This window comes from Denitrificimonas halotolerans, from assembly GCF_034259425.1.
GTDB classification, from domain to species: Bacteria; Pseudomonadota; Gammaproteobacteria; order Pseudomonadales; family Pseudomonadaceae; genus Denitrificimonas; species Denitrificimonas halotolerans.
In genome coordinates, this window is the sequence record NZ_JAXIVU010000007.1 from 76615 (window position 1) to 97849 (window position 21235).

Annotated in this window: 22 protein-coding genes; 13 read left to right on the forward strand and 9 right to left on the reverse strand. The window is 46.1% G+C overall.

All coding sequences use genetic code 11. The features are described from left to right. Window positions 1–80: 80 nt before the first annotated feature. A complete protein-coding gene (locus TOI97_RS06880) occupies window positions 81–356 on the reverse strand; it encodes a polyhydroxyalkanoic acid system family protein (RefSeq protein ID WP_321553384.1) in 276 nt (91 codons plus the stop codon). A gap of 137 nt (window positions 357–493) precedes the next feature. Here TOI97_RS06880 and ubiE point away from each other — a divergent pair, with 137 nt between their 5' ends. From ubiE to TOI97_RS06935, 11 genes are all read left to right on the forward strand, one after another. Next, a complete protein-coding gene (ubiE, locus tag TOI97_RS06885; protein WP_321553385.1) occupies window positions 494–1264 on the forward strand; it encodes a bifunctional demethylmenaquinone methyltransferase/2-methoxy-6-polyprenyl-1,4-benzoquinol methylase UbiE in 771 nt (256 codons plus the stop codon). Continuing rightward, on the forward strand, window positions 1264–1881 hold the full coding sequence (locus tag TOI97_RS06890) for a ubiquinone biosynthesis accessory factor UbiJ (RefSeq protein WP_321553386.1): 618 nt from the start codon (window positions 1264–1266) through the stop codon (window positions 1879–1881). The genes ubiE and TOI97_RS06890 overlap by 1 nt, the downstream gene beginning before the upstream one ends. Further along, the gene (gene ubiB, locus TOI97_RS06895) at window positions 1878–3455 is read left to right on the forward strand and encodes a ubiquinone biosynthesis regulatory protein kinase UbiB (RefSeq protein ID WP_321553387.1); all 1578 of its coding nucleotides are present in this window, start codon (window positions 1878–1880) and stop codon (window positions 3453–3455) included. The genes TOI97_RS06890 and ubiB overlap by 4 nt, the downstream gene beginning before the upstream one ends. 49 nt (window positions 3456–3504) lie before the next feature. Then, window positions 3505–3894, forward strand: coding sequence for a phosphoribosyl-AMP cyclohydrolase (gene hisI / locus TOI97_RS06900; protein WP_321553388.1), 390 nt, complete (start codon window positions 3505–3507; stop codon window positions 3892–3894). Between the two features lie 2 nt (window positions 3895–3896). After that, a complete protein-coding gene (locus TOI97_RS06905; RefSeq protein ID WP_321553389.1) occupies window positions 3897–4232 on the forward strand; it encodes a phosphoribosyl-ATP diphosphatase in 336 nt (111 codons plus the stop codon). Between the two features lie 24 nt (window positions 4233–4256). Then, window positions 4257–4502, forward strand: coding sequence for a twin-arginine translocase TatA/TatE family subunit (tatA, locus tag TOI97_RS06910; protein WP_321553390.1), 246 nt, complete (start codon window positions 4257–4259; stop codon window positions 4500–4502). An 8-nt stretch (window positions 4503–4510) separates the two neighbouring features. Beyond that, complete coding sequence (tatB, locus tag TOI97_RS06915) at window positions 4511–4882, forward strand: Sec-independent protein translocase protein TatB (protein WP_321553391.1); 372 nt, start codon at window positions 4511–4513, stop codon at window positions 4880–4882. Beyond that, window positions 4879–5661: a twin-arginine translocase subunit TatC gene (gene tatC / locus TOI97_RS06920; RefSeq protein ID WP_321553392.1), complete on the forward strand. Its 783-nt coding sequence runs from the start codon at window positions 4879–4881 to the stop codon at window positions 5659–5661. The genes tatB and tatC overlap by 4 nt, the downstream gene beginning before the upstream one ends. Next, window positions 5658–6365 (forward strand): 16S rRNA (uracil(1498)-N(3))-methyltransferase, encoded by a 708-nt coding sequence (locus tag TOI97_RS06925; protein WP_321553393.1) that lies wholly within the window; start codon window positions 5658–5660, stop codon window positions 6363–6365. The genes tatC and TOI97_RS06925 overlap by 4 nt, the downstream gene beginning before the upstream one ends. 104 nt (window positions 6366–6469) lie before the next feature. After that, window positions 6470–7756 carry an MgtC/SapB family protein gene (locus tag TOI97_RS06930; RefSeq protein WP_321553394.1) on the forward strand — a complete coding sequence of 429 codons (1287 nt, stop codon included), beginning with the start codon at window positions 6470–6472 and terminating at the stop codon, window positions 7754–7756. 58 nt (window positions 7757–7814) lie between these two features. Further along, entirely contained in the window at window positions 7815–9986 is a 2172-nt protein-coding gene (locus TOI97_RS06935; protein WP_321553395.1) for a heavy metal translocating P-type ATPase, read from the forward strand. A gap of 124 nt (window positions 9987–10110) precedes the next feature. Here the strand turns inward: TOI97_RS06935 and dtd are convergent, their stop codons facing one another. The 5 genes from dtd to TOI97_RS06960 all read right to left on the reverse strand — a co-directional run bounded on the left by dtd (window position 10111) and on the right by TOI97_RS06960 (window position 13824). Beyond that, window positions 10111–10551 (reverse strand): D-aminoacyl-tRNA deacylase, encoded by a 441-nt coding sequence (gene dtd / locus TOI97_RS06940; protein ID WP_321553396.1) that lies wholly within the window; start codon window positions 10549–10551, stop codon window positions 10111–10113. Between the two features lie 145 nt (window positions 10552–10696). Then, window positions 10697–11428 carry an NUDIX hydrolase gene (locus TOI97_RS06945; RefSeq protein WP_321553397.1) on the reverse strand — a complete coding sequence of 244 codons (732 nt, stop codon included), beginning with the start codon at window positions 11426–11428 and terminating at the stop codon, window positions 10697–10699. A 169-nt stretch (window positions 11429–11597) separates the two neighbouring features. Beyond that, window positions 11598–12320 (reverse strand): RNA-guided endonuclease InsQ/TnpB family protein, encoded by a 723-nt coding sequence (locus TOI97_RS06950; protein ID WP_321553398.1) that lies wholly within the window; start codon window positions 12318–12320, stop codon window positions 11598–11600. Next, window positions 12257–12595 carry a hypothetical protein gene (locus TOI97_RS06955; protein ID WP_321553399.1) on the reverse strand — a complete coding sequence of 113 codons (339 nt, stop codon included), beginning with the start codon at window positions 12593–12595 and terminating at the stop codon, window positions 12257–12259. Before TOI97_RS06955 ends, TOI97_RS06950 begins: the two co-directional genes overlap by 64 nt. 221 nt (window positions 12596–12816) lie before the next feature. Then, entirely contained in the window at window positions 12817–13824 is a 1008-nt protein-coding gene (locus TOI97_RS06960; protein WP_321553400.1) for a class 1 fructose-bisphosphatase, read from the reverse strand. 291 nt (window positions 13825–14115) lie between these two features. On the opposite strand from TOI97_RS06960, the gene TOI97_RS06965 reads away from it, so the two are divergent. After that, complete coding sequence (locus TOI97_RS06965) at window positions 14116–14808, forward strand: OmpW/AlkL family protein (RefSeq protein ID WP_321553401.1); 693 nt, start codon at window positions 14116–14118, stop codon at window positions 14806–14808. A 167-nt stretch (window positions 14809–14975) separates the two neighbouring features. Here the strand turns inward: TOI97_RS06965 and TOI97_RS06970 are convergent, their stop codons facing one another. The 3 genes from TOI97_RS06970 to TOI97_RS06980 form a co-directional block, all read right to left on the reverse strand. After that, window positions 14976–15860, reverse strand: coding sequence for a sugar nucleotide-binding protein (locus tag TOI97_RS06970; RefSeq protein ID WP_321553402.1), 885 nt, complete (start codon window positions 15858–15860; stop codon window positions 14976–14978). A gap of 174 nt (window positions 15861–16034) precedes the next feature. Further along, entirely contained in the window at window positions 16035–16535 is a 501-nt protein-coding gene (locus TOI97_RS06975; protein ID WP_321553403.1) for a single-stranded DNA-binding protein, read from the reverse strand. A 33-nt stretch (window positions 16536–16568) separates the two neighbouring features. Continuing rightward, window positions 16569–17936 carry an MFS transporter gene (locus tag TOI97_RS06980; RefSeq protein ID WP_321553404.1) on the reverse strand — a complete coding sequence of 456 codons (1368 nt, stop codon included), beginning with the start codon at window positions 17934–17936 and terminating at the stop codon, window positions 16569–16571. 465 nt (window positions 17937–18401) lie between these two features. Between TOI97_RS06980 and uvrA the strand changes: the two genes are divergently transcribed. Next, window positions 18402–21221: an excinuclease ABC subunit UvrA gene (gene uvrA / locus TOI97_RS06985; protein WP_321553405.1), complete on the forward strand. Its 2820-nt coding sequence runs from the start codon at window positions 18402–18404 to the stop codon at window positions 21219–21221. Window positions 21222–21235: the final 14 nt, after the last annotated feature.

Sequence of the window (21235 nt, forward strand, 5' to 3'; positions counted from 1 at the left end):
ACTATTGTGCCATGTATAACATTATATCCGTAGCTCAAACACGCATGACCTGCGTGCTTAAGCCACCGCTTTATCCCTACTTAAGCTAAACGCTTATCAAGGGCATCTTCAATTTCCCGTTTAATCGTCCCGCTCAAGCCCGACAGCAAAAGCCCCAGCTTCAGATTGACACGTACCTTATCTTCTTCGACGTCAATGCTTCCACTGGCTCCAGTACGATGAAACTCTAGCGTATCTCCAACCCACTTATAAGTGACATCATATTGCTGGACCAATCGATCAGCCAGCTGTTGGGCTTTTTCACGTGCAACATCACGTCCCAAATTATGCTCTCGCTCAACTACAATTTTGCTCATTTATACCCCTATGTGCTCCTTAAAGAGCTGTATTATCAATACTGTACGCAGCGATATTGCCTCTAATCTGCCTCGTGTCAAGACAAACAGCGCTGTGAGTATTAGAATGCTAGATATTCTGTCTAAGGTGAAGTTTTATGAGCAATCAACGCGAGCCCAATTCCAACGAGCCAATCACTCACTTCGGTTTTGAAAATGTGCCTGAAAGCAAAAAGGCAGAAAAAGTTGCCGAAGTTTTCCATTCCGTTGCCGCCCGTTACGATATTATGAATGACGTCCTCTCCGGCGGCATGCATCGTCTTTGGAAACGTTTTACAATCGAGTTATCTGGTGTACGTCGTGGTAATAAAGTACTCGACATTGCCGGTGGAACTGGTGATCTAACCCGTAAATTCTCTAGCCTCGTTGGCCCTGAAGGCGAAGTAGTACTTGCTGACATCAACGACTCTATGCTGAAAGTAGGCCGTGACCGCCTATTAGATAAAGGCATTGCTCACAATGTTCACTTTGTTCAAGCCGATGCGGAGAAGCTGCCCTTCCCTGACAATCACTTTGATGTGGTCACCATCGCTTTTGGACTACGTAACGTCACTCATAAAGAAGACGCTCTACGCTCGATGCTACGTGTATTAAAGCCTGGCGGCCGTTTGCTAGTACTGGAGTTTTCAAAACCTAAGAATTCCCTGCTATCAAAGTTTTACGATGCCTATTCATTTAAATTTATGCCATTAGCCGGAAAAATCATAACGGATGATGCTGATAGCTACCGATATTTAGCTGAGTCCATTCGCATGCATCCAGATCAGGAAACCCTCAAAAGTATGATGAATGAGGCTGGTTTTGAACGTGTTACATTCCATAATATGACCGGTGGAATTGTCGCCTTACACCGTGGAATCAAGCCTTAATGTTCACCCAGTTTGCTTTTGCCAGCGCTGAAACAGCGATCAACCGTATACTGCAATTAGACAGTACAGTGCAAGCACGCATGAGCGCTTTGACCGGTCAAGTGATTGCAATCAATTGCACCCAACCGGAAATAACACTGTACTTAATTCCATTAGAAACAGGTTTGCAATTGACTCATTCTTGGCATGCACCAGCAGATTGCACTTTAACAGCGCCAGCAAGTCTCTTACTGAAACTGATGACCAGTCCAGATAAAAGCCCTGTACTGCATCACCCTGACGTTGTTTTAGATGGTAATAGCAGCCTCCTGTTGGAACTCTCTGATATTCTGCAAAACTTAGAGTTAGACTGGGAGTATGAAGTGTCCCGTTGGCTCGGCCCCGTGCCTACAGCTTTGTTAAGCGGCCACTTACGCAGCCGCCATCATTGGGCATTGCAGGCTATGCAAAGCTTACACCTCAACAGTGCTGACTACTTAGCAGAAGAGTCCCGCACCTTAGTGGGTCACTCTGAGGCTCAGGTGCGCTTTAGCGAAATAGACCAGCTTAAAATTGACTTAGACCGACTTGACGCACGCGTTGCGCTTTTACTTAAACGGAATCCAAAGCCTCTATGAAGTTGCTTGCTATCCGCCGCCTGTGGCGTATTTTACGCGTGACAATACGTTACCGCCTTGATGATTTGCTCTTTGCTCTACCTTTGCCTTGGCATTTACACATATTGCAATACCTGATGCCATGGCGACTATTTCCCCGTCATGAGAGCACCTTAGCCCGTGGCGAAGCATTACGTTTAGCTCTGGAAGATTTAGGTCCTGTATTTATTAAGTTTGGACAAATTTTATCCACCCGACGTGACTTACTGCCGCCAGATATTGCTGACGAAATGGCTAAGTTACAGGACCAAGTCCCACCCTTTTCTTCAGCAGAGTCCATCCGCCTCATTGAAGAACAATTGGGTGCATCCATCTCAGACGTGTTTAAGTCCTTCACTCATGTGCCTCTAGCTTCTGCCTCCATCGCTCAAGTCCATGCTGCACAACTCAAAAGCGGTGAAGACGTAGTCGTAAAAGTAATACGTCCAGGACTCAAGCCAATTATTGCGCAAGATTTAGCTTGGCTCCACTTACTAGCTCGCATCGCTGAACGCGCCTCCCCTGATGCGCGCCGCTTACGCCCCATAGAAGTGGTGAGTGATTACGAAAAAACCATTTACGATGAGTTGGATCTGCTGCGCGAGGCGGCAAACACCAGTCAACTGCGCCGTAACTTCGCTGGCTCTAAACTTCTTTATGTACCTGAAATTTACTGGCAATGGAGCCGTCCTCGCGTCTTAGTCATGGAGCGCATTTATGGCATCCCTGTCACTGATATGACGGCCTTAATTGATCAAGGCACTGACTTAAAAAAACTGGCAGAACGCGGTGTGGAAATTTTTTTCACCCAAGTCTTTCGCGACAGTTTTTTCCATGCAGACATGCACCCAGGTAATATTTTTGTGAGCACCCACACACCATGGGATCCACAGTATATTGCTATCGACTGCGGTATTATTGGCTCATTAACCCCTGAAGACCAAGACTACCTAGCGCGTAACCTGCTGGCATTTTTTAAGCGGGATTACCGCAGAGTGGCGCAGCTACATATTGATTCTGGTTGGGTACCAAGCGACACACGCGTCAACGAGTTTGAAGCAGCAATTCGTACGGTGTGCGAGCCAATTTTTGAGCGTCCACTGAAAGAAATTTCTTTTGGCCATTTACTGCTTAATCTATTCCAGACTGCTCGACGCTTTAATATGGAAGTCCAACCACAACTGGTTTTATTACAAAAGACTTTACTCAATATTGAGGGTTTGGGCCGACAACTCTACCCTGATCTTGACTTGTGGAGCACCGCTCAGCCTTATTTAGAGCGTTGGATGCGCGAACGTTATATGCCTAAACATGTTTTGGGGCATTTACAGCAACAAATTGAAAAGCTACCGCATTTAACCAATATGGTGCGTAATAGTTTTGAACAACTCAGCGCCCCGCCGGTGCAAACCCATAGCACAAGTAAATGGCTCAATATCGCACTAGGAATAGCTTTATTAATTGCTAGCAGCAAAACAGGCTTAGCTTTTGACCTCTCTACATGGCCCGCTTGGTTAATGATCGCAGCCGGCCTAATTTTAATATTGCGCCGTTAAACCGATTTTCACATTAGCTCTTTCAAATATCAGCACAATTGGGGACACTATGAGCAACTGGTTAGATGACATCAAGTGGGACAGCAACGGCTTAATTCCAGCCATTGCTCAAGACTATAAAACCGAGCGTATTTTAATGGTCGCTTGGCTCAATCGTGAATCTCTAGAGCTTACGGTTAAAGAACAAAGAGCCATTTACTGGTCACGTTCACGTAAAAAACTCTGGCGTAAAGGGGAAGAGTCCGGACACATTCAAAAGTTGCACGAAGTGCGCTTAGACTGCGACGCTGATGTTATCATTCTACGTGTAGAGCAATTAGGTAATATTGCTTGCCACACAGGCCGCCATAGTTGCTTTTATCGTGTATTAAAGGATGAACAATGGCAGACTGTAGAACCTGTTCTCAAAGACCCTCATGACATCTATCAAGGCTCATAAAAATGACTGACGATATTCTACACCGCATAGCTCAAGTGATTGAGTCGCGCAAAAACGCTGAACCTAGCACATCTTATGTGGCCAGCCTGCACCATAAAGGGCTCAACAAGATTCTAGAAAAAGTAGGTGAAGAAGCTGTTGAAACTATCCTTGCCGCCAAAGATGCGTCAAGCTCTGGCCTAACTGATGATGTCATTTATGAAACGGCTGACCTTTGGTTTCACAGCTTAGTCATGCTTTCTGCTTTAGACTTAGAGCCGCAAACAGTATTAAATGAACTTGAGCGACGCTTTGGCTTATCTGGGCATGCCGAGAAAGCAGCCCGCACAACTTCTTAATTTCAGCACTACGGAGTACATTCCATGGGTGGTATTAGCGTTTGGCAACTACTGATCATTCTCGCAATTGTTGTTCTTTTGTTTGGAACTAAGCGCCTCAAAGGTGTTGGCTCTGACTTGGGCGATGCGATTAAAGGCTTTCGAAAAGCAGTAGACACTGGCGAGGAGAAGCCTACCGAGGCAGTCCAGAAAAAAGAGACAACGGATGCAGCCGGTCATACCATTGACGCGACTGCTGAACATGTCGAAGATTCTTCGTCTAAGAAATGAGTTAATCCATGTTTGATCTTGGCTTTTCTGAATTAATCTTAATTGGCATTGTTGCCCTATTAGTCCTCGGGCCAGAGCGTTTACCTGGTGCTGCTAGGGTAGCTGGACTATGGATGGGCCGTATCAAACGTGGGTTCACCTCAATTAAAGAAGATGTTGAGCGTGAATTGGGCGCAGACGATATTCGTCGTGAACTGCGCAACGAAAGCATCTTAGAAAAAGAGCGGCAAATACTGAAAGATACAGCAGAAAAAACGAATGAAATGCTTCGTGATAAGCCTGCACAAACTTTATTTGAAGACCTTGAAACACCTAAGACAGACACTCCAACAACTGAAGTCCCAGCTAACACTACAGCGAACAAAGAGCAATCATCATGAGTCATTCCCAACATACGGATAACAGCATGCCACTGATTGCTCACCTCACCGAGCTGCGTACACGCCTACTGCGTATTGTGGTTACTGTTTTAGTAGTTTTTGCTGCGCTGTTCTATTTCTCCCAAGATATTTACGCTTTAGTTGCAGCCCCCTTAAGAGCCTACTTACCCGAAGGCGCGACCATGATTGCCACAGGTGTGGCATCACCTTTCTTAACCCCATTTAAGTTGACCATGGTGGTTGCCCTTTTTCTAAGCATGCCCATTATTTTGTATCAAATCTGGAGTTTTATTGCCCCTGGCTTATACAAACATGAAAAGCGCATTGCTGTACCTCTAATGGTTTGTAGCGTTGCACTATTTTATGCGGGCATGGCGTTTGCTTACTTTGTCGTCTTCCCGATTATGTTCGGTTTCTTTGCCAGTGTGACCCCCGAAGGAGTCGAAATGATGACCGATATCGGTCAGTATCTCGATTTTGTTTTGACACTCTTTTTTGCCTTTGGTGTAGCGTTCCAAATCCCTATTGCTACTTTTTTACTGGCTTGGATTGGTATTGTCGACGTTACCACTCTGCGTAAAAGCCGTCCTTATGTAATCGTAGGCTGTTTTCTCGTAGGCATGCTATTAACTCCACCGGATGTTTTTTCGCAAACACTTTTGGCTCTGCCAATGTGGTTCCTATACGAAATTGGTGTCATCTTTGGCGGCCTTGTAGAAAAAAAGCGCCGACCTGAAGATGCTTCAAGCGATGAGCAGCAACCGCCTGTTCAACCATGAACCAGTTACTTGTTAGCCCAACTGACTTTATCGCTACTGATCGCGTACGTATTAGCGATCGACGATTGCAACATCTGAATCAAATACACAAAGCCAGCGTAGGACAAAGCCTACGCGCTGGCTGCTTAAATGGCTTACAGGGCGAAGCCACAATCTTAGCTATTGATCAACAGGCCGCAGAGCTGCAGCTCAACTTACACAGCCAACCACCAGCCAAACTGCCCCTAACCCTTATTTTGGCCTTGCCGCGCCCTAAAATGCTACGTCGCACTTTACAAACGATTGCTAGCATGGGCGTAAACACCTTGGTGCTGATTAACAGCTATCGAGTGGAAAAAAGCTTTTGGCAAACCCCTTTCTTACAACCTGACGCCATTAACGCGGAACTGATATTAGGTTTAGAGCAAGCGCGCGATACAGTTCTTCCTGAAGTGATTTTAGCTAAGCGCTTTAAGCCTTTTGTAGAAGACGAGCTGCCTGCTCTTGCTGTCAACACTCGTGGCATCATTGCTCACCCTGGTGATTACCCTGAGTGTCCTCGCGCCCTTACTGAACCCGTGACTTTAGCTATAGGCCCTGAAGGGGGGTGGATCCCCTATGAAGTCGATTTGCTCGCCCAGGCAGGCCTGCAACCTGTCCAAATAGGCGAACGTATTTTACGCGTAGAAACTGCAGTGCCAGCACTATTGGCACGTTTATTTTAAGCATCTACACTCTAGGCAGCGGCAGCCTAGCTTTTGCCCATATTTCATACTAGCCCTAGGCTGTCCACAAACCATCCAACACATACACCATCATTGAGGCTACTATGGAAAGTTATGCTGAGCAATTTGTGAGCGAACAACAAATCGTTATCCGACTTGCTGTAGCATTATTGTTAGGTGCTCTAACTGGTTTGGAACGAGGCTGGGCGACCCGCAGTCAAAAGCCTGGTGAACGAGTAGCAGGCCTGCGTACTTATGCCCTAGTTGGCTTGCTCGGTGGCATTTCCGCCTTACTATCCCTCGAGGTGACTATCTGGGTCTTGCCTGTCACCTTATTAGCCGTTTGTATCACGACTGTTATGGCTTACCGAATACGCATGGAGCACATGCGCAACTACAGCATCACAGGCATTATAGGTTTATTGCTGACTTTTAGCTTTGGTGCCTTAGCAGTCGCAGTCGATATAATGATTGCGGCAACTGCTGCCGTTATTACTACCATTATTCTCGATAATAGACGAGAAATTCACAACGCCCTGCAACGTTTACAAGAACATGAGCTGGATGCAGCGCTGAAATTACTATTGATCTCCGTAGTCATGCTGCCTTTACTGCCCAACGAAGGCTTAGGTCCAAACAGCTTACTGAACCCTTATGAAATTTGGCTCATGGTTGTACTCATCGCCTCCATTTCATTTGTTGGTTACTTTGCCATGCGCATGGGTGGAACTGAGCGGGGTATTCTCTTTACTAGCCTCTTTGCAGGCTTAGCTTCATCCACTGCACTGACCCTCCACTTTTCTAGAATGGCTCGCCAAACCCCAGCGCTATCACCACTTCTTTCTTCAGGAATTTTACTAGCCTGCGGCACCATGTACCTACGTATTTTGCTGTATTGCATCATGATCAACCCAGCTTTACTTAAAAGTTTGGGTCTGCCTTTAATCGTGATGACAATTGCCTTGTATCTACCAGCATTCTTAATTTGGCGCCTAAATCACAACGGAGGAACCATCAAACAACCAGCCTTACACACTAACCCTCTAGAGCTCAAATCAGCACTTATACTAGGGGCTTTACTGACCATTATTTTGTTACTGGCCAGTGTATTGCAACAATGGCTCGGTGATACTGGTATCTATGTTTTGGCTACTGTCTCAGGCATCACCGATGTGGATGCCATAACCCTCTCATTAACTCGTATGTCGCAAAATGGCTTAGACAAGAGCACCGCCATTTTAGGTATCATCACTGCAGCCTCTGTAAATAATATTATGAAAGCCTGCATGGCTATTTTTATTGGCGGCAAACGTATGGTGCTACACATTGCCTTACCGGTATTGATCTCATTACTGGCTGGCTTAGCGATGATATTGCTATACCATCCTTGACCTTACCACCATGATAAGGGCTTCAATCAACACCAGTACCAAAAATTTTGGAGTGTTTATGAAATCCTGCAAATCTGAATGCGGTACAACTGCGAACCAACCCGAAGCCTCGCATCCACCCCATAAAGACCCCAACCATATCAGCAGTGTTTTTATTATTACTGAAATGGATTGCCCAACTGAAGAGCAACTCATTCGCAGCAAGCTCGAGACGCTATCAGAAATCAGTGCAGTAGAGTTTAACCTGATGCGCCGCCAACTCACGGTAACGCATGCTGCTCATGCATTAGATACGATTGTTACTGCGCTCAAAAGTATTGGGTTTAATCCACAGCAACAAACACATAGCTCAGCAACCGTGGAGCCAACCCCTAAACATGCCATCTGGCCGCTAATCGTTGCCGGTTTTGCAGCCACTGGTGCGGAAGTTTTAGAATGGATCGCTGCAGATACGCACTGGGGTGTTGTGATTTTAACTCTAACAGTGCTAGCCACAGTAGGTTTACCCGTATTAAAAAAAGGTTGGGTGGCCATTCGCAATGCAAATCTGAATATCAACGCCTTAATGACTATTGCTGTCACCGGGGCACTTTTTATCGGACACTGGCCTGAAGCTGCTATGGTGACATTCTTATTTGCCTTAGCTGAATGGATTGAGTCTAAGTCCTTGGACCGAGCCCGCTATGCCATTCATAATGTTTTAGAGCTGGCTCCAGAAAGTGCTTTGGTACTTATAGATGATCAATGGCAACAGATGCAAACCGAAATGATTAGCATTGGTAGCCGTGTGCGCTTACAACCCGGAGAGCGTGTTCCCCTCGATGGTACCGTAGTAAGTGGGCACTCTAGCGTCAATCAAGCGCCCATTACCGGTGAAAGCATGCCCATTGAAAAGACCATCGATAGCCCTCTGTTTGCTGGCAGTATCAATATGCAAGGTGCATTGGAATATATCACCACAGCGACCCGGGATAACTCCACACTCGCGCGAATCATTCATGCAGTTGAGGAAGCACAATCCAGCCGCGCGCCGACTCAACGCTTTATTGATCGTTTTGCCAAAGTGTACACTCCCATCGTGGTGACCATTGCCTGTTTAGTTGCTGTCCTGCCACCACTATTCTTTGACGGTCTATGGAGTGATTGGATTTATAAGGCGTTGGTGCTCTTAGTCATTGCTTGCCCATGTGCGTTAGTCATTTCCACCCCTGTAGCTGTAGTCAGCGCTCTAACCCAAGCAGCCCGCCAAGGTATTTTAATTAAAGGTGGTGTATTTTTAGAGCAAGGAAAATCACTTACAACTTTAGCATTCGACAAAACCGGAACGCTCACCCATGGCACTCCAGTAGTCACTCAAAGCCTGATAATCCATGGCCCTAAGCAACAGGCCCAGCGTCTAGCTGCCAGTCTAGCGTCACGTTCCGACCACCCTGTTTCCCAAGCCATACATACTGCTTTTCTTGAACAAAAAGATCGGTGGTATGAAGTCAGCCAATTCGAAGCGCTTTTAGGCCGTGGTAGCAGCGGTATGATCCAAGGTCAGCGCTATTATTTAGGCAACCATCGCTTGATTAAAGAACTGGGGCTGAGTTCCAAGCACATTCAAGTACAACTGAACCAGCTTGAACAACAAGGTCATAGCGTAGTAATACTGGCTAACACAACAACCGTATTAGCTTTATTCACAGTGGCCGATACGGTGCGTGAGCAAGCAGCTCCCGCCGTGGCTCAATTGCACACTCTAGGCATACATACTTTAATGCTCAGCGGAGACAATCAACACACTGCCGAAACGATTGCGGCTCAAGTTGGTATCGAACAAGCCACCGGTGAAATGCTGCCTGAAGACAAGCTTAGACATATCCAGCATTTACAAAATAATGCTCAACAAGTCGTAGGTATGGTTGGGGATGGAATTAACGATGCACCAGCACTGGCTCAAGCGAATATCAGCTTTGCTATGGCAGCAGCAGGATCTGACAGTGCCGTAGAAGCAGCTAACATTGCTTTAATGGATACTGATCTGCGCAAAATCCCTCAGTTTATCCATTTATCTCAACGAACGAGTGTTGTACTTAAGCAAAATATCAGTTTTGCTATTGCGATTAAACTGATATTTTTAATTTTAGCAGTCAATGGTCAAGCTACAATGTGGATGGCAGTATTTGCAGACTTAGGTGCCAGTTTACTGGTGATTTTAAATAGCCTACGCTTATTAAAAACGCACTAACACTATTCTGTGAGTCACGGCCTTAACAGCCTCCCACCCTATTAAAGAGAAGGCACAAGCGTCACTATTCAACTTCATATTCATACTGCACGAAGTTGAATAGCGACTTTGGCTAGAACTACGCCTACTGCACCTCAAGCATAAAGGTCACAGGTCCATCATTAGTCAGCTGTACTTGCATATCAGCACCAAACTGCCCAGTTTGCACATGGGGATGACGCTGCTGCGCTAGAACTACCATCTGCTCAAACAAGGCCTCAGCTTGTGCAGGCGCCGCTGCTGTGGAAAAGCCTGGACGCAAACCACTACGAGTATCTGCGGCTAAAGTAAACTGAGACACTAATAACAAACCGCCCTGAATATCGGTCAAGGATTTATTCATTCGGTCTTGTTCATCAGCAAAGACACGATAATTAAGCAGCTTATGCAGCATCTTCTCTGCAGTTTGTTCATTATCCTGTGGCTCAATCCCAACTAAGACCAGTAAACCTGTATCAATATTTGCTATCTTGCGACCTGCTACAGTCACACACGCCTCACTCACCCGCTGCAATAATGCCTTCACACAAACCTCATTTTCGTCTACTGAATAACGCTATTGTTGTGTCCTACTATACTCTTGTCAAAACGCAAGGTTTACAGCTCAAGTATCCATTCTGCAGCAAACATGCCTTACTTCTACAGCCTAGAACTATATCCAGAAAACAGCCCTACTGTTTTATCTGAACTTGTCGAGCGTAACGCGTATGTTCGAGCAGAGATTGGGTTGTATTAAATAAACTCAATTCTTGTAAAGTACTTCGTGTAGGCAATGAGAGCGCCAACTCTCCACGCTCACCACGTGCTAAAGCCTCTGCAGGATTAATCCAGATGTGATCCACTGCTTCCTGCCCATCGGGTACAGGAGTCTGTTGCAGAGGTGCTGCAGCTACAAAAAATCGCGTGTCATAACGACGAGGTAACCCCTCTGGAGTGATCCAGTGACTAAAAAAAGCTAAGCGCTCCACCGCCGCATTCAGCCCCCTAGAGCGGAATACATCCGCTAAAGTCAATTGCCCATTATTCAGATGCTCACGTAAACCAGCGTAATACTCCACGTCGCTCGGTTGGGCAATTTCCACATAGTCACCATTGGCATCATGGGCTAAAAGTAGGCCGACTTCTTCAAAACTTTCGCGGATGGCAGCAATCATATAAGCCAGCCCACCCCTTTGGATTCCTAGCATACGACTGACCTCAGCATCACTTACCCCACTACACAGGGCTTGCATGCTTGCACAGCTATCCAAAGGATCGACTGCCCCCCCAGGAAACACATAATAACCAGGCATAAATACAGCCTGAGGGGTGCGCTGCATCAAATACACTTCAATCCCGCTCGCACAGTCACGGGTTAAAATCAGTGTGGCAGCTGGACGCGGAACTCTTATTATTTTAGACATAGCAGACTCTCGAATAGAGAAAAATCCTAGTATTCCACTGACGTTGAACTCAATGCCCAGTGTTGCAACACGCTAGCCTATATCATCATGCACTAACGTCATCCAACATTTCACAAAGGAGTAGACTCAACAGCTTCAATTGCGTCATAGAATTGACATCCTCCCCGACCTAAAGGACGGAGGTTCCTACTGCTAGACGACCATGTCCGGCCGCGAGAATGTTACGTGCCGCGTTGATATCGCGATCGTGGGTGACACCACACCCATTGCACGTCCATTCTCTTATTCCAAGTCCTGCGATACCTTTCGGCCTCGACTCGGGCAAACTGCCGCAACTCGAACAGGTTTGGGTGGTGTATGCCTCGTCAACTTCCTTAAAAACAATGCCTGCGTGAGCGCATTTATAGTCCAGCATTGTTTTTAATTGACCCCATCCAGCGTCCAGCACTGACTTGGCCATCGTGGTTTTAACGAGTTTTAAACTACTGACATTACCGACATAGATTTCATCGCAGCGATTGACCAGCTTACGGCTGAACTTGTGCAGGGCATCTTTTCTACGGTTAGCGATTTTCGCATGAATGGTTTTGACTTGGGTTTTATTTCTGGCTCGTTGCGCTATGGCTAATTTTTCCTCAAGGCCACGGTAGAAGCGGCCCGCTTCCAGCTTGGTGCCATCCGAGCAGGTAGCTGTATCAATTAAGCCAAGGTCAGTACCGATGCGGTCTTGGCCTTTGCTTGGTTCGATCTCCATATCAACCACAACATTGAAGTACCAGCGGCCACGGGCATCTTCGTTGAAGCTACCAGAGCGGAATTTATATTGGCTCAGGCCGTAGCTGTCCCACACCTTGAAGTAGTGGCCATTATGGTAGGCCTGCCGTTTTTCCATTGAGCTGCACCGGTATTGACGGGTATCCAGCCCAGTGAGCGGCTTACACCGCCTGATTTGCGCCAGTTCAGCCGCACCTTCTTAAACTGCTTGCGGCGTGTGACATACTCACCTGCAACGCACTGCAAGGTTTGGCTGTGCAGCCCAAGCTCTTTACCTGCGTCCTTTGTGTAGGGATGCATATCATACGCAGACAAAAACACACCACGCTCTTTGATCGAGCGTTGACTTAATTCATTAACAAAGTTCCAAACGAAATTGACGCTACGAGCCATGCGGTTTAGCAAGGGCACATGCCTGTCTCGTACTCGAACTTTTAATGTTTTGGTGTGTTTTATCATACTGTATACAATACTAGCACCAACCTATACTGCAAAGACTTTAGCAGCCCTCGCTATCCATCCCCGCACTAAAAGTACGAGGTCTTACGCGCTTTTGATAAAGAAGCCCTATAAAACCAAAAGCTTTATAGGGCTTCAACATACTGCCAAACAACTTACGCGCTGTGATAGCCAGTGATTCGCTCAACTTCTTCTTTCGAACCTAAGAACACCGCAACCCGCTCATGCAAAGATGTAGGCTGAATATCCATAATGCGCTGATGACCATTCGTCGACACACCACCGGCCTGCTCAATAATAAAAGACATCGGATTGGCTTCATACATTAAACGCAACTTGCCAGGTTTTTCTGGCTCACGCGCATCACGTGGATACATGAAAATGCCACCACGCGTCAAAATACGATGTACATCGGCAACCATGGCTGCAACCCAACGCATATTGTAGTTCTTCTCAAGTGGACCTTCTTCACCTTGTAAAAGCTCATCAACATAACGCTTAACCGGTGCTTCCCAGTGACGTTGATTAGACATGTTGATTGCAAACTCAGCAGTTTGCTCAGGAATACTGATATTATCGTGGGTCAAAATAAATGACCCCATCTCTGAGTCTAAGGTAAAACCTTTCACACCATTGCCCAAGGTGAGTACCAACATGGTTTGCGGGCCATAAATGGCATAACCAGCAGCAACCTGCTCGGTACCCGGCTGCAAGAATGCTTCTTCACCAAGGTCGCCTTCATCGCCATTACGATCAGGGCAACGCAGTACTGAGAAAATCGTACCAACGGACACGTTTACATCAATATTGCTTGAACCATCTAATGGATCAAAAACCAATAAGTAAGAACCTTTCGGGTATTTACCTGGGATCTGATATGCCTGATCCATTTCTTCCGAAGCCATACCCGCTAAGTGGCCACCCCACTCATTCGCTTCTAGCAAGATTTCATTGGACAATACGTCCAACTTTTTCTGAACTTCACCCTGTACGTTTTCAGTACCCATGCTACCTAAAACGCCACCCAATGCACCTTTCGAAACTTGGTGATTGATCATTTTACAAGCACGCGCCACCACTTCGATTAAAAAGCGTAGCTCTGCCGGGGTTTGATGTGAACGTGTTTGTTCAATAAGGAAACGACTTAAACTCGTGCGTGACATGAAACGCTCCAACGGAGTAAGAAAAATATGCCGGCAAGTTTACCGCTTTATGACACTAAATGCTGCATCGGTTTTGCTTTGATTCCCCAGCCAAATAAAGTGCCAAGTGGCTGACAAATAAAACAGACATCAAATAAAATTAATATGGACATATAATTTCTTAGAAAGTTGAGTCACTGATGAATTACTCACACCTTTCTTGATCTGCATCAAACAGCACAATGTTTCCTTCGGTAACATAAAATCAACGAGACAAACTATATATTTATATATTACAAGCCGGAGCACATCATGCGCAAAACATTATTTGCCACATCTTTATTAGCATTAGCTGTTGCAGCACCTTCCGTTCAAGCCCACCAAGCCGGTGATATCATCGTGCGTGCCGGTGCGGTAACTGTTCAGACCCATGAGAGTACTTCCAGCGTTAAGGGTGATCGTGGTGCCTTAGCTGGTGACAATCTTGGTGGAAAAGCTTCAGTTAACAATGATACTCAACTGGGTTTAAACTTTGCTTACATGATCACTGATCAGTGGGCTGTTGAATTATTAGCTGCAACACCCTTTAGCCATGATGTAAAAATCAAGGGAACTGGTCTCGTAGACGGTAAGCTGGGCAGTTTTAAACACTTGCCGCCAACGCTAAGTGCCGTGTACTACCCGTTAAAAAACAACTCTGCATTTAAGCCATATGTGGGCGCGGGTATTAACTACACTTGGTTCTTTGATGAATCTATTAGTGGTTCCGCCAAGAATAATGGCGCACGAGACTTCACTAGCTTGAATATCAACAACTCATGGGGTTGGGCAGCTCAAGTGGGTGCTGACTACATGCTGACCGACAACATCATGCTGAACGGTCAAATCCGTTATATTGATATTGACACCACAGCTTACGCAAGCCATAAAACTTTAGGTCGCGCTAAAGTGAATGTTGACGTTAAACCATGGGTTTACATGCTTGGTCTAGGCTACAAGTTCTAATTTTAGAACCCGCAATACAAAACAGGCGCTTAATGCGCCTGTTTTTATTTATACTTTAAAAAATTACTGTTTTATTCGAAGCAGCAATTCAGAAGTGAACTAAACTAACGAGCTGTTTTATACACATAAACGGTCACACGTTACACATTGATAAAAAACTCATCCAGTTACACATTCCGATAATAACTGTCCAATAAATCTGCTAATCCCATACGCCAAGCTCGCGGCTTAATTCCAAAAGTATGAGTAATTTTACGGGTATCTAGCACACCATGCTGCGGCTCAATAATTGCATCTGCAAAGCTAGCGTGAGCACGGGCTTCAACAGCCTGATTCAATTGCGGACGCCACGCCTTAGCCTCCGCTAAAATAGCTTGTGCAACAGATAAAGCTGTAGTTGCCTCCTGCCCACCATAATGGTAAGTCCCCCACAAAGGTGCGGCACAATCCAACTGTTTTAAAATAGCCAGAATCACTCGCGCAGCATCCTCGACAGGGGTTGGGTTACCACGCCGATCATCGGCCATTTCCACTAGCTCATGATCCTGTGCACGATGCAACACACGGCCAAGCATTCCATCTGGACTGTCGTCTAGAAGCCAACCAACCCTTAATAAAATATGCTTCGAGCACAATGCTCGCACACTGTGCTCCATACGCAGCAGTGCCTGTCCTCGGGGGCTTAAAGGTTTGCACTCACTGGTTTCGTTATAAGCCGTGGCGCGAGCACCATCAAAAACACGATAACTGGAAGGCTGTAGCAAAATACAATCATAATGTTTACACAACTGAGCTAAACGTTCGACTGCCTTTTCCTGAGGGATAAAATGCGTTGGATCTACAGCTCCCGCCTGAAACCAGTCATAGTAATAAGCTAAATTAATTACCGCATCCGGACGCACTTCATCAATCATGCTGGTTAAGCTGGCCGCGTCCCAAGCCCCTTTTTCAGGCTTAGGTGCAGTGAAGTAAATATCATCCTCTGCGCCTAAGCGCATTAAGGCCTGTCCTAGTGCGTTACCACCACCGAGCAAAACCAAACGCAATTGCATACCCACCCCTCAGTTTTTATACAGCTTTTTATATGCTTTATAGTATCTACCAAAACATGGCTGTACACCTAACAACCTATAGTGTCCTCACATGATAACAACAAAAAAGCCCCGCACTGCAGGGCTTTTTATACGACCTACATGTGTCTATAACATCGAGGTCACGCAGCCCATTTAGAATGGGATATCATCATCAAAGCTATCGTAATCAGGTGCCGGTTGTGCAGCAGGTTGTACACTTGGTGTCGGACGCGTTGGCTGTTGTTGTACTTGTTGAGCAGGCTGCTGCGCGCGCGGAGTTGGTGCAGGACGGCTCGCACCATCAAAGTCACCACGACTATCAAGCATTTGCATCGTACCACCCATATCCACCACAACCTCTGTGGTATAACGCTTCACTCCATCTTTTTCCCACTCACGGGTTTGTAAACGGCCTTCGACATACACCTTTGAGCCTTTACGTAAATACTGGCCAACAATTTCTGCAAGCTTGCCAAAAAACACCACTCGATGCCATTCAGTACGCTCTTGCATCTGTCCAGTTTGCTTATCGCGCCAACTATCACTCGTTGCTAAAGTGACGTTAGCCACCGCATTGCCATTGGGCATATAACGTGTATCAGGATCAGCACCTAAGTTACCAATTAAAATTACTTTGTTAATTCCACGAGCCATTTCATTCTCCAAACGGTCAGCACGCCAAGTGACTTAAAGGTAAGCCTCAACAGTTGCACGATCTGTCACTTGCGTATCAAATTTTACATAAACGGCAACTTCCTCTGCCACTAATACAGCTTCCTTCACACCCGCTTGCGAGCTTAAAGCCTGTAACCACTGTGTATCTTGCAACGCTGCAGGAGATAGCAAAAAGCGCATACTCGTTACATAAGGTGGCTCTTGCATATTAGCAGCAAAAACCAGCCAAAGTGCTGCAAGCGCAGCACAACCAGCAAAAACAACCGGCGCACCACCTAAGCTAAATAACCAACCACCCAGCATACCACCTACAGCCGCTCCTAAAAACTGGCTGGTTGAATAAACCCCCATTGCTGTACCTTTGCCACCAGCAGGTGCTTCCTTACTCACCAAGGATGGCAAAGTTGCTTCTAATAAATTAAAAGCAGTAAAGAAAATAACAGTGCCTATGATGAGCAAAATTAAACTTTGCCCAAACCACCAAAAAAACAATTCACTGAATAGTAAAACACTAATCGCCCCAATAAAAACACGCTTCATCTGTCGCTTCTTTTCACCATAAATAATAAAAGGCACCATGGAGAAGAAGCCGATAAAGAGTGAAATTAAATACACCCACCAGTGTTCCTCTTTGGGCAATCCGCCCTGCTCCACCAAAGCCAAGGGTAAGGCAATAAAGCTCGCCATCAGCAAAGCATGCAAGACAAAAATACCTAGATCTAAACGTAACAAAGCACGATTACGTAAAGTTGCTGCTAATACCGCCGGCGCCACACCGGACTCACGATGCTGTACCCGCACCACTGGCTTAGGCACCGCAAAAGCAATAATAAAAATTCCTAAGATAGCCATAGCAGCGGTAAACCAAAACAAACCGGACAAACCAAATGCCCGAGTCACCAACGGCCCTATCACCATAGCAACAGCAAAAGATATTCCAATGCTGATCCCGATGAAAGCCATAGCCTTAGTACGGTGTTGCTCACGAGTTAAATCCGATAACAACGCCATCACAGCGGCAGAAATCGCCCCAGCACCTTGCAGCACTCGCCCCGCAATAACACCCCAGACAGACTCCGAAAGACCGGCCACTACACTACCAACAGCAAAAATCAGCAAGCCTATATAAATAACTGGCAAGCGCCCAATACGATCAGAAATCATACCAAACGGGATTTGTAAAACCGCTTGAGTTAAGCCATAAGCACCAATTGCTAAACCGAGCAAGAAAGGTGTTGCTCCTGATAACTCTTGCCCATAGGTAGCAAGCACCGGCAATACCATAAACATGCCCAACATACGAAAGGCAAACACCAAGGATAAACCACTGGTTGCACGCCGTTCCTGAGCGTTCATTGCATTACTATTATGATCCTGCATGACACCTCCCTCTAATAGAGGTGCAATTCTAACAGGCAGAAGACTTTGTCGCAGCCTCCCTCTAGTGAGATCCAGTATTTCACAGGCTACACTAGAATTAGAAATTGAACTGAAAACGCATTTATGCAAGAAGTTAGGAAAAACGAAAGAAGAACGCAAGCGCAAAGTTGATCTAGTGCGATATGCAGATGATTCCGTAGTACTAGCAAACTCCAAAGACACGCTAAAAAATCGCACGTTACTTCATCCTAACGGCTATGCACAGGTTCACAGCCAGAATGGTCAATTACTCCTTAAATACAATGGTTTAAAGGATTAACCATTCGTCACAGTAACCGGGTCAGTGTAAACTGGCTTGTTCATAAACTTGAGCCGTATGCTGGGAAACTCGCACGTATGGTTCTTAGGGGAAGATCAGTCGTAATGGCTCACCCTTACCCGACCACTCGCAGAGCGAGGAATACAGTGGATACAATAGTAGTTCGTGGGGCTCGCACCCATAATTTAAAAAATATCGATATCGATTTACCAAGAAACAAGTTAATAGTGATCACCGGTCTATCCGGTTCAGGTAAGTCCTCTCTAGCATTTGATACTTTATATGCTGAAGGCCAACGCCGCTATGTTGAGTCCTTATCAGCATACGCACGTCAATTTTTATCGATGATGGAAAAACCCGACGTCGATACCATTGAAGGCTTGTCGCCTGCGATTTCTATTGAGCAGAAATCAACCTCACATAACCCACGCTCAACCGTGGGAACCATTACCGAAATTTACGACTATTTACGTTTACTTTACGCCCGTGCAGGCACACCACACTGCCCTGACCATCACGTGCCTCTTGAAGCACAAACCGTCAGTCAAATGGTTGACTTAGTCCTCAATCGGGAGCCTGAAACGCGCTTAATGCTACTGGCACCCGTAGTACGAGAACGTAAAGGCGAGCACCTTGCTGTCTTTGATGAAATGCGTGCGCAAGGCTTTGTCCGTGTCCGGATCAACGGAAAAATCTACGAGCTTGATGACTTACCCAAGCTCGACAAACAAAAAAAGCATTCCATCGATGTGGTGGTCGATCGTTTTAAAGTTCGTGCTGATTTAGCTCAGCGTTTAGCTGAGTCCTTTGAAACTGCTTTACGCCTGACCGATGGGATTGCTTTAGTCACATCGATGGATGACGACGGCAGCCAAGACATGGTATTTTCAGCACGTTTTGCTTGCCCTCATTGCGGCCATGCCATCAGTGAGTTGGAGCCTAAACTCTTCTCTTTTAACAACCCTGCCGGTGCTTGTAGCAGCTGTGACGGTTTAGGTGTTAAACAGTTCTTTGACACTAAACGTCTTGTCAATGGCGAACTCACTTTAGCTGAAGGGGCAATACGTGGTTGGGATCGCCGCAATGTCTATTACTTCCAAATGCTCAATTCCTTAGCTGAACATTATCACTTCAGCTTAGAAGAGCCGTTTGCTTCGTTGCCGCAAGATATACAAAATATAATTTTACATGGCACCGGCACAACTGAGATCGAGTTCCGTTACCTCAATGACCGTGGTGACATTGTTAAACGCAAACACCCTTTCGAAGGCATTGTGCCGAACTTAGAGCGCCGCTACCGTGAAACCGAGTCTAATACTGTCCGCGAAGAACTGGGCAAGTATTTAAGCACCCAATCCTGCCCTGCCTGTTCTGGTACGCGCTTACGCCGTGAAGCACGTCATGTGTGGGTTGGTGAAAAAACCTTACCCGAAATCACTGCCCTCCCTATTGGTGAGGCCTTTAACTATTTCTCGACCCTCACTTTAGCTGGAAAACGTGGTGAAATTGCTGAAAAGATTCTCAAAGAAATCAGTGCGCGACTTCAGTTTTTAGTCAATGTTGGCCTCAATTATCTTACCCTCAATCGTAGTGCCGATACCCTCTCCGGTGGTGAGGCCCAGCGTATTCGTTTGGCCAGTCAAATAGGGGCTGGTTTAGTCGGGGTGATGTATATTCTCGATGAGCCGTCTATCGGCTTACACCAACGCGATAATGAACGCCTACTCAACACCTTAGATCACCTCCGCAAAATTGGTAATACAGTGATAGTGGTCGAGCACGATGAAGACGCCATTCGCATGGCCGACTATGTAGTAGATATCGGTCCAGGTGCAGGTGTGCATGGTGGTGAAGTGGTCGCTCAAGGTACTCCAGAAGAAGTAATGGCCAACCCAGCATCCCTCACAGGAAAATACTTATCAGGTGATGTACAAATCACCTATCCAACTGAACGCACCCCGATTAACCCAGAGAAAATGCTGCGATTATACGGTGCGCGAGGTAACAATCTAAAGAATGTCAATTTAGATCTACCACTGGGTTTACTGACTTGTATTACGGGAGTTTCTGGCTCAGGCAAATCCACCTTGATTAATAACACTTTATACCCACTAATGGCGACGGAGCTCAATGGTGCTACAACACTAGAAGCAGCAGCATATGACAGCCTAGAAGGGGTCGAACAACTTGACAAGGTGGTAGATATTGACCAAAGCCCCATTGGTCGTACACCACGCTCAAACCCAGCCACTTATACAGGTATTTTTACTCCCATTCGTGAACTCTTTGCTGGAGTTGCTGAGTCACGGGCGCGCGGTTATAGTCCTGGACGTTTCTCTTTTAACGTCAAAGGTGGACGTTGTGAAGCCTGCCAAGGGGATGGCGTAATTAAAGTTGAGATGCACTTCTTAGCGGATATATACGTCGCCTGCGACACCTGTCGCGGTAAACGTTATAACCGTGAAACCTTGGATATTCGCTATAAGGGCAAAAACATTCATGAAGTGTTAGATATGACCATCGAAGAAGCACGAGAATTCTTTGACCCCATTCCAGCCTTAGCACGCCGCCTACAAACACTGATTGATGTCGGCCTGTCATATATACGCTTAGGTCAAAGTGCAACTACACTCTCAGGCGGTGAAGCTCAGCGGGTCAAGTTATCCCGTGAACTCTCAAAGCGCGATACTGGGCAAACCCTGTACATCTTAGATGAACCAACCACTGGTTTACACTTTGCCGATATCCAACAATTATTAGATGTACTCCACCGTCTACGTGATCGTGGCAATACTGTGGTTGTGATTGAGCATAACCTGGATGTAATAAAAACAGCTGACTGGATTATCGACCTCGGCCCAGAGGGAGGTTCCGGTGGTGGAGAAATTATCGCCACAGGCACACCAGAAGCTATTGCTAGCGTCACAATATCTCACACAGGTCGGTTTTTAAAAGATAAGCTCTAAAGACAATGACAACA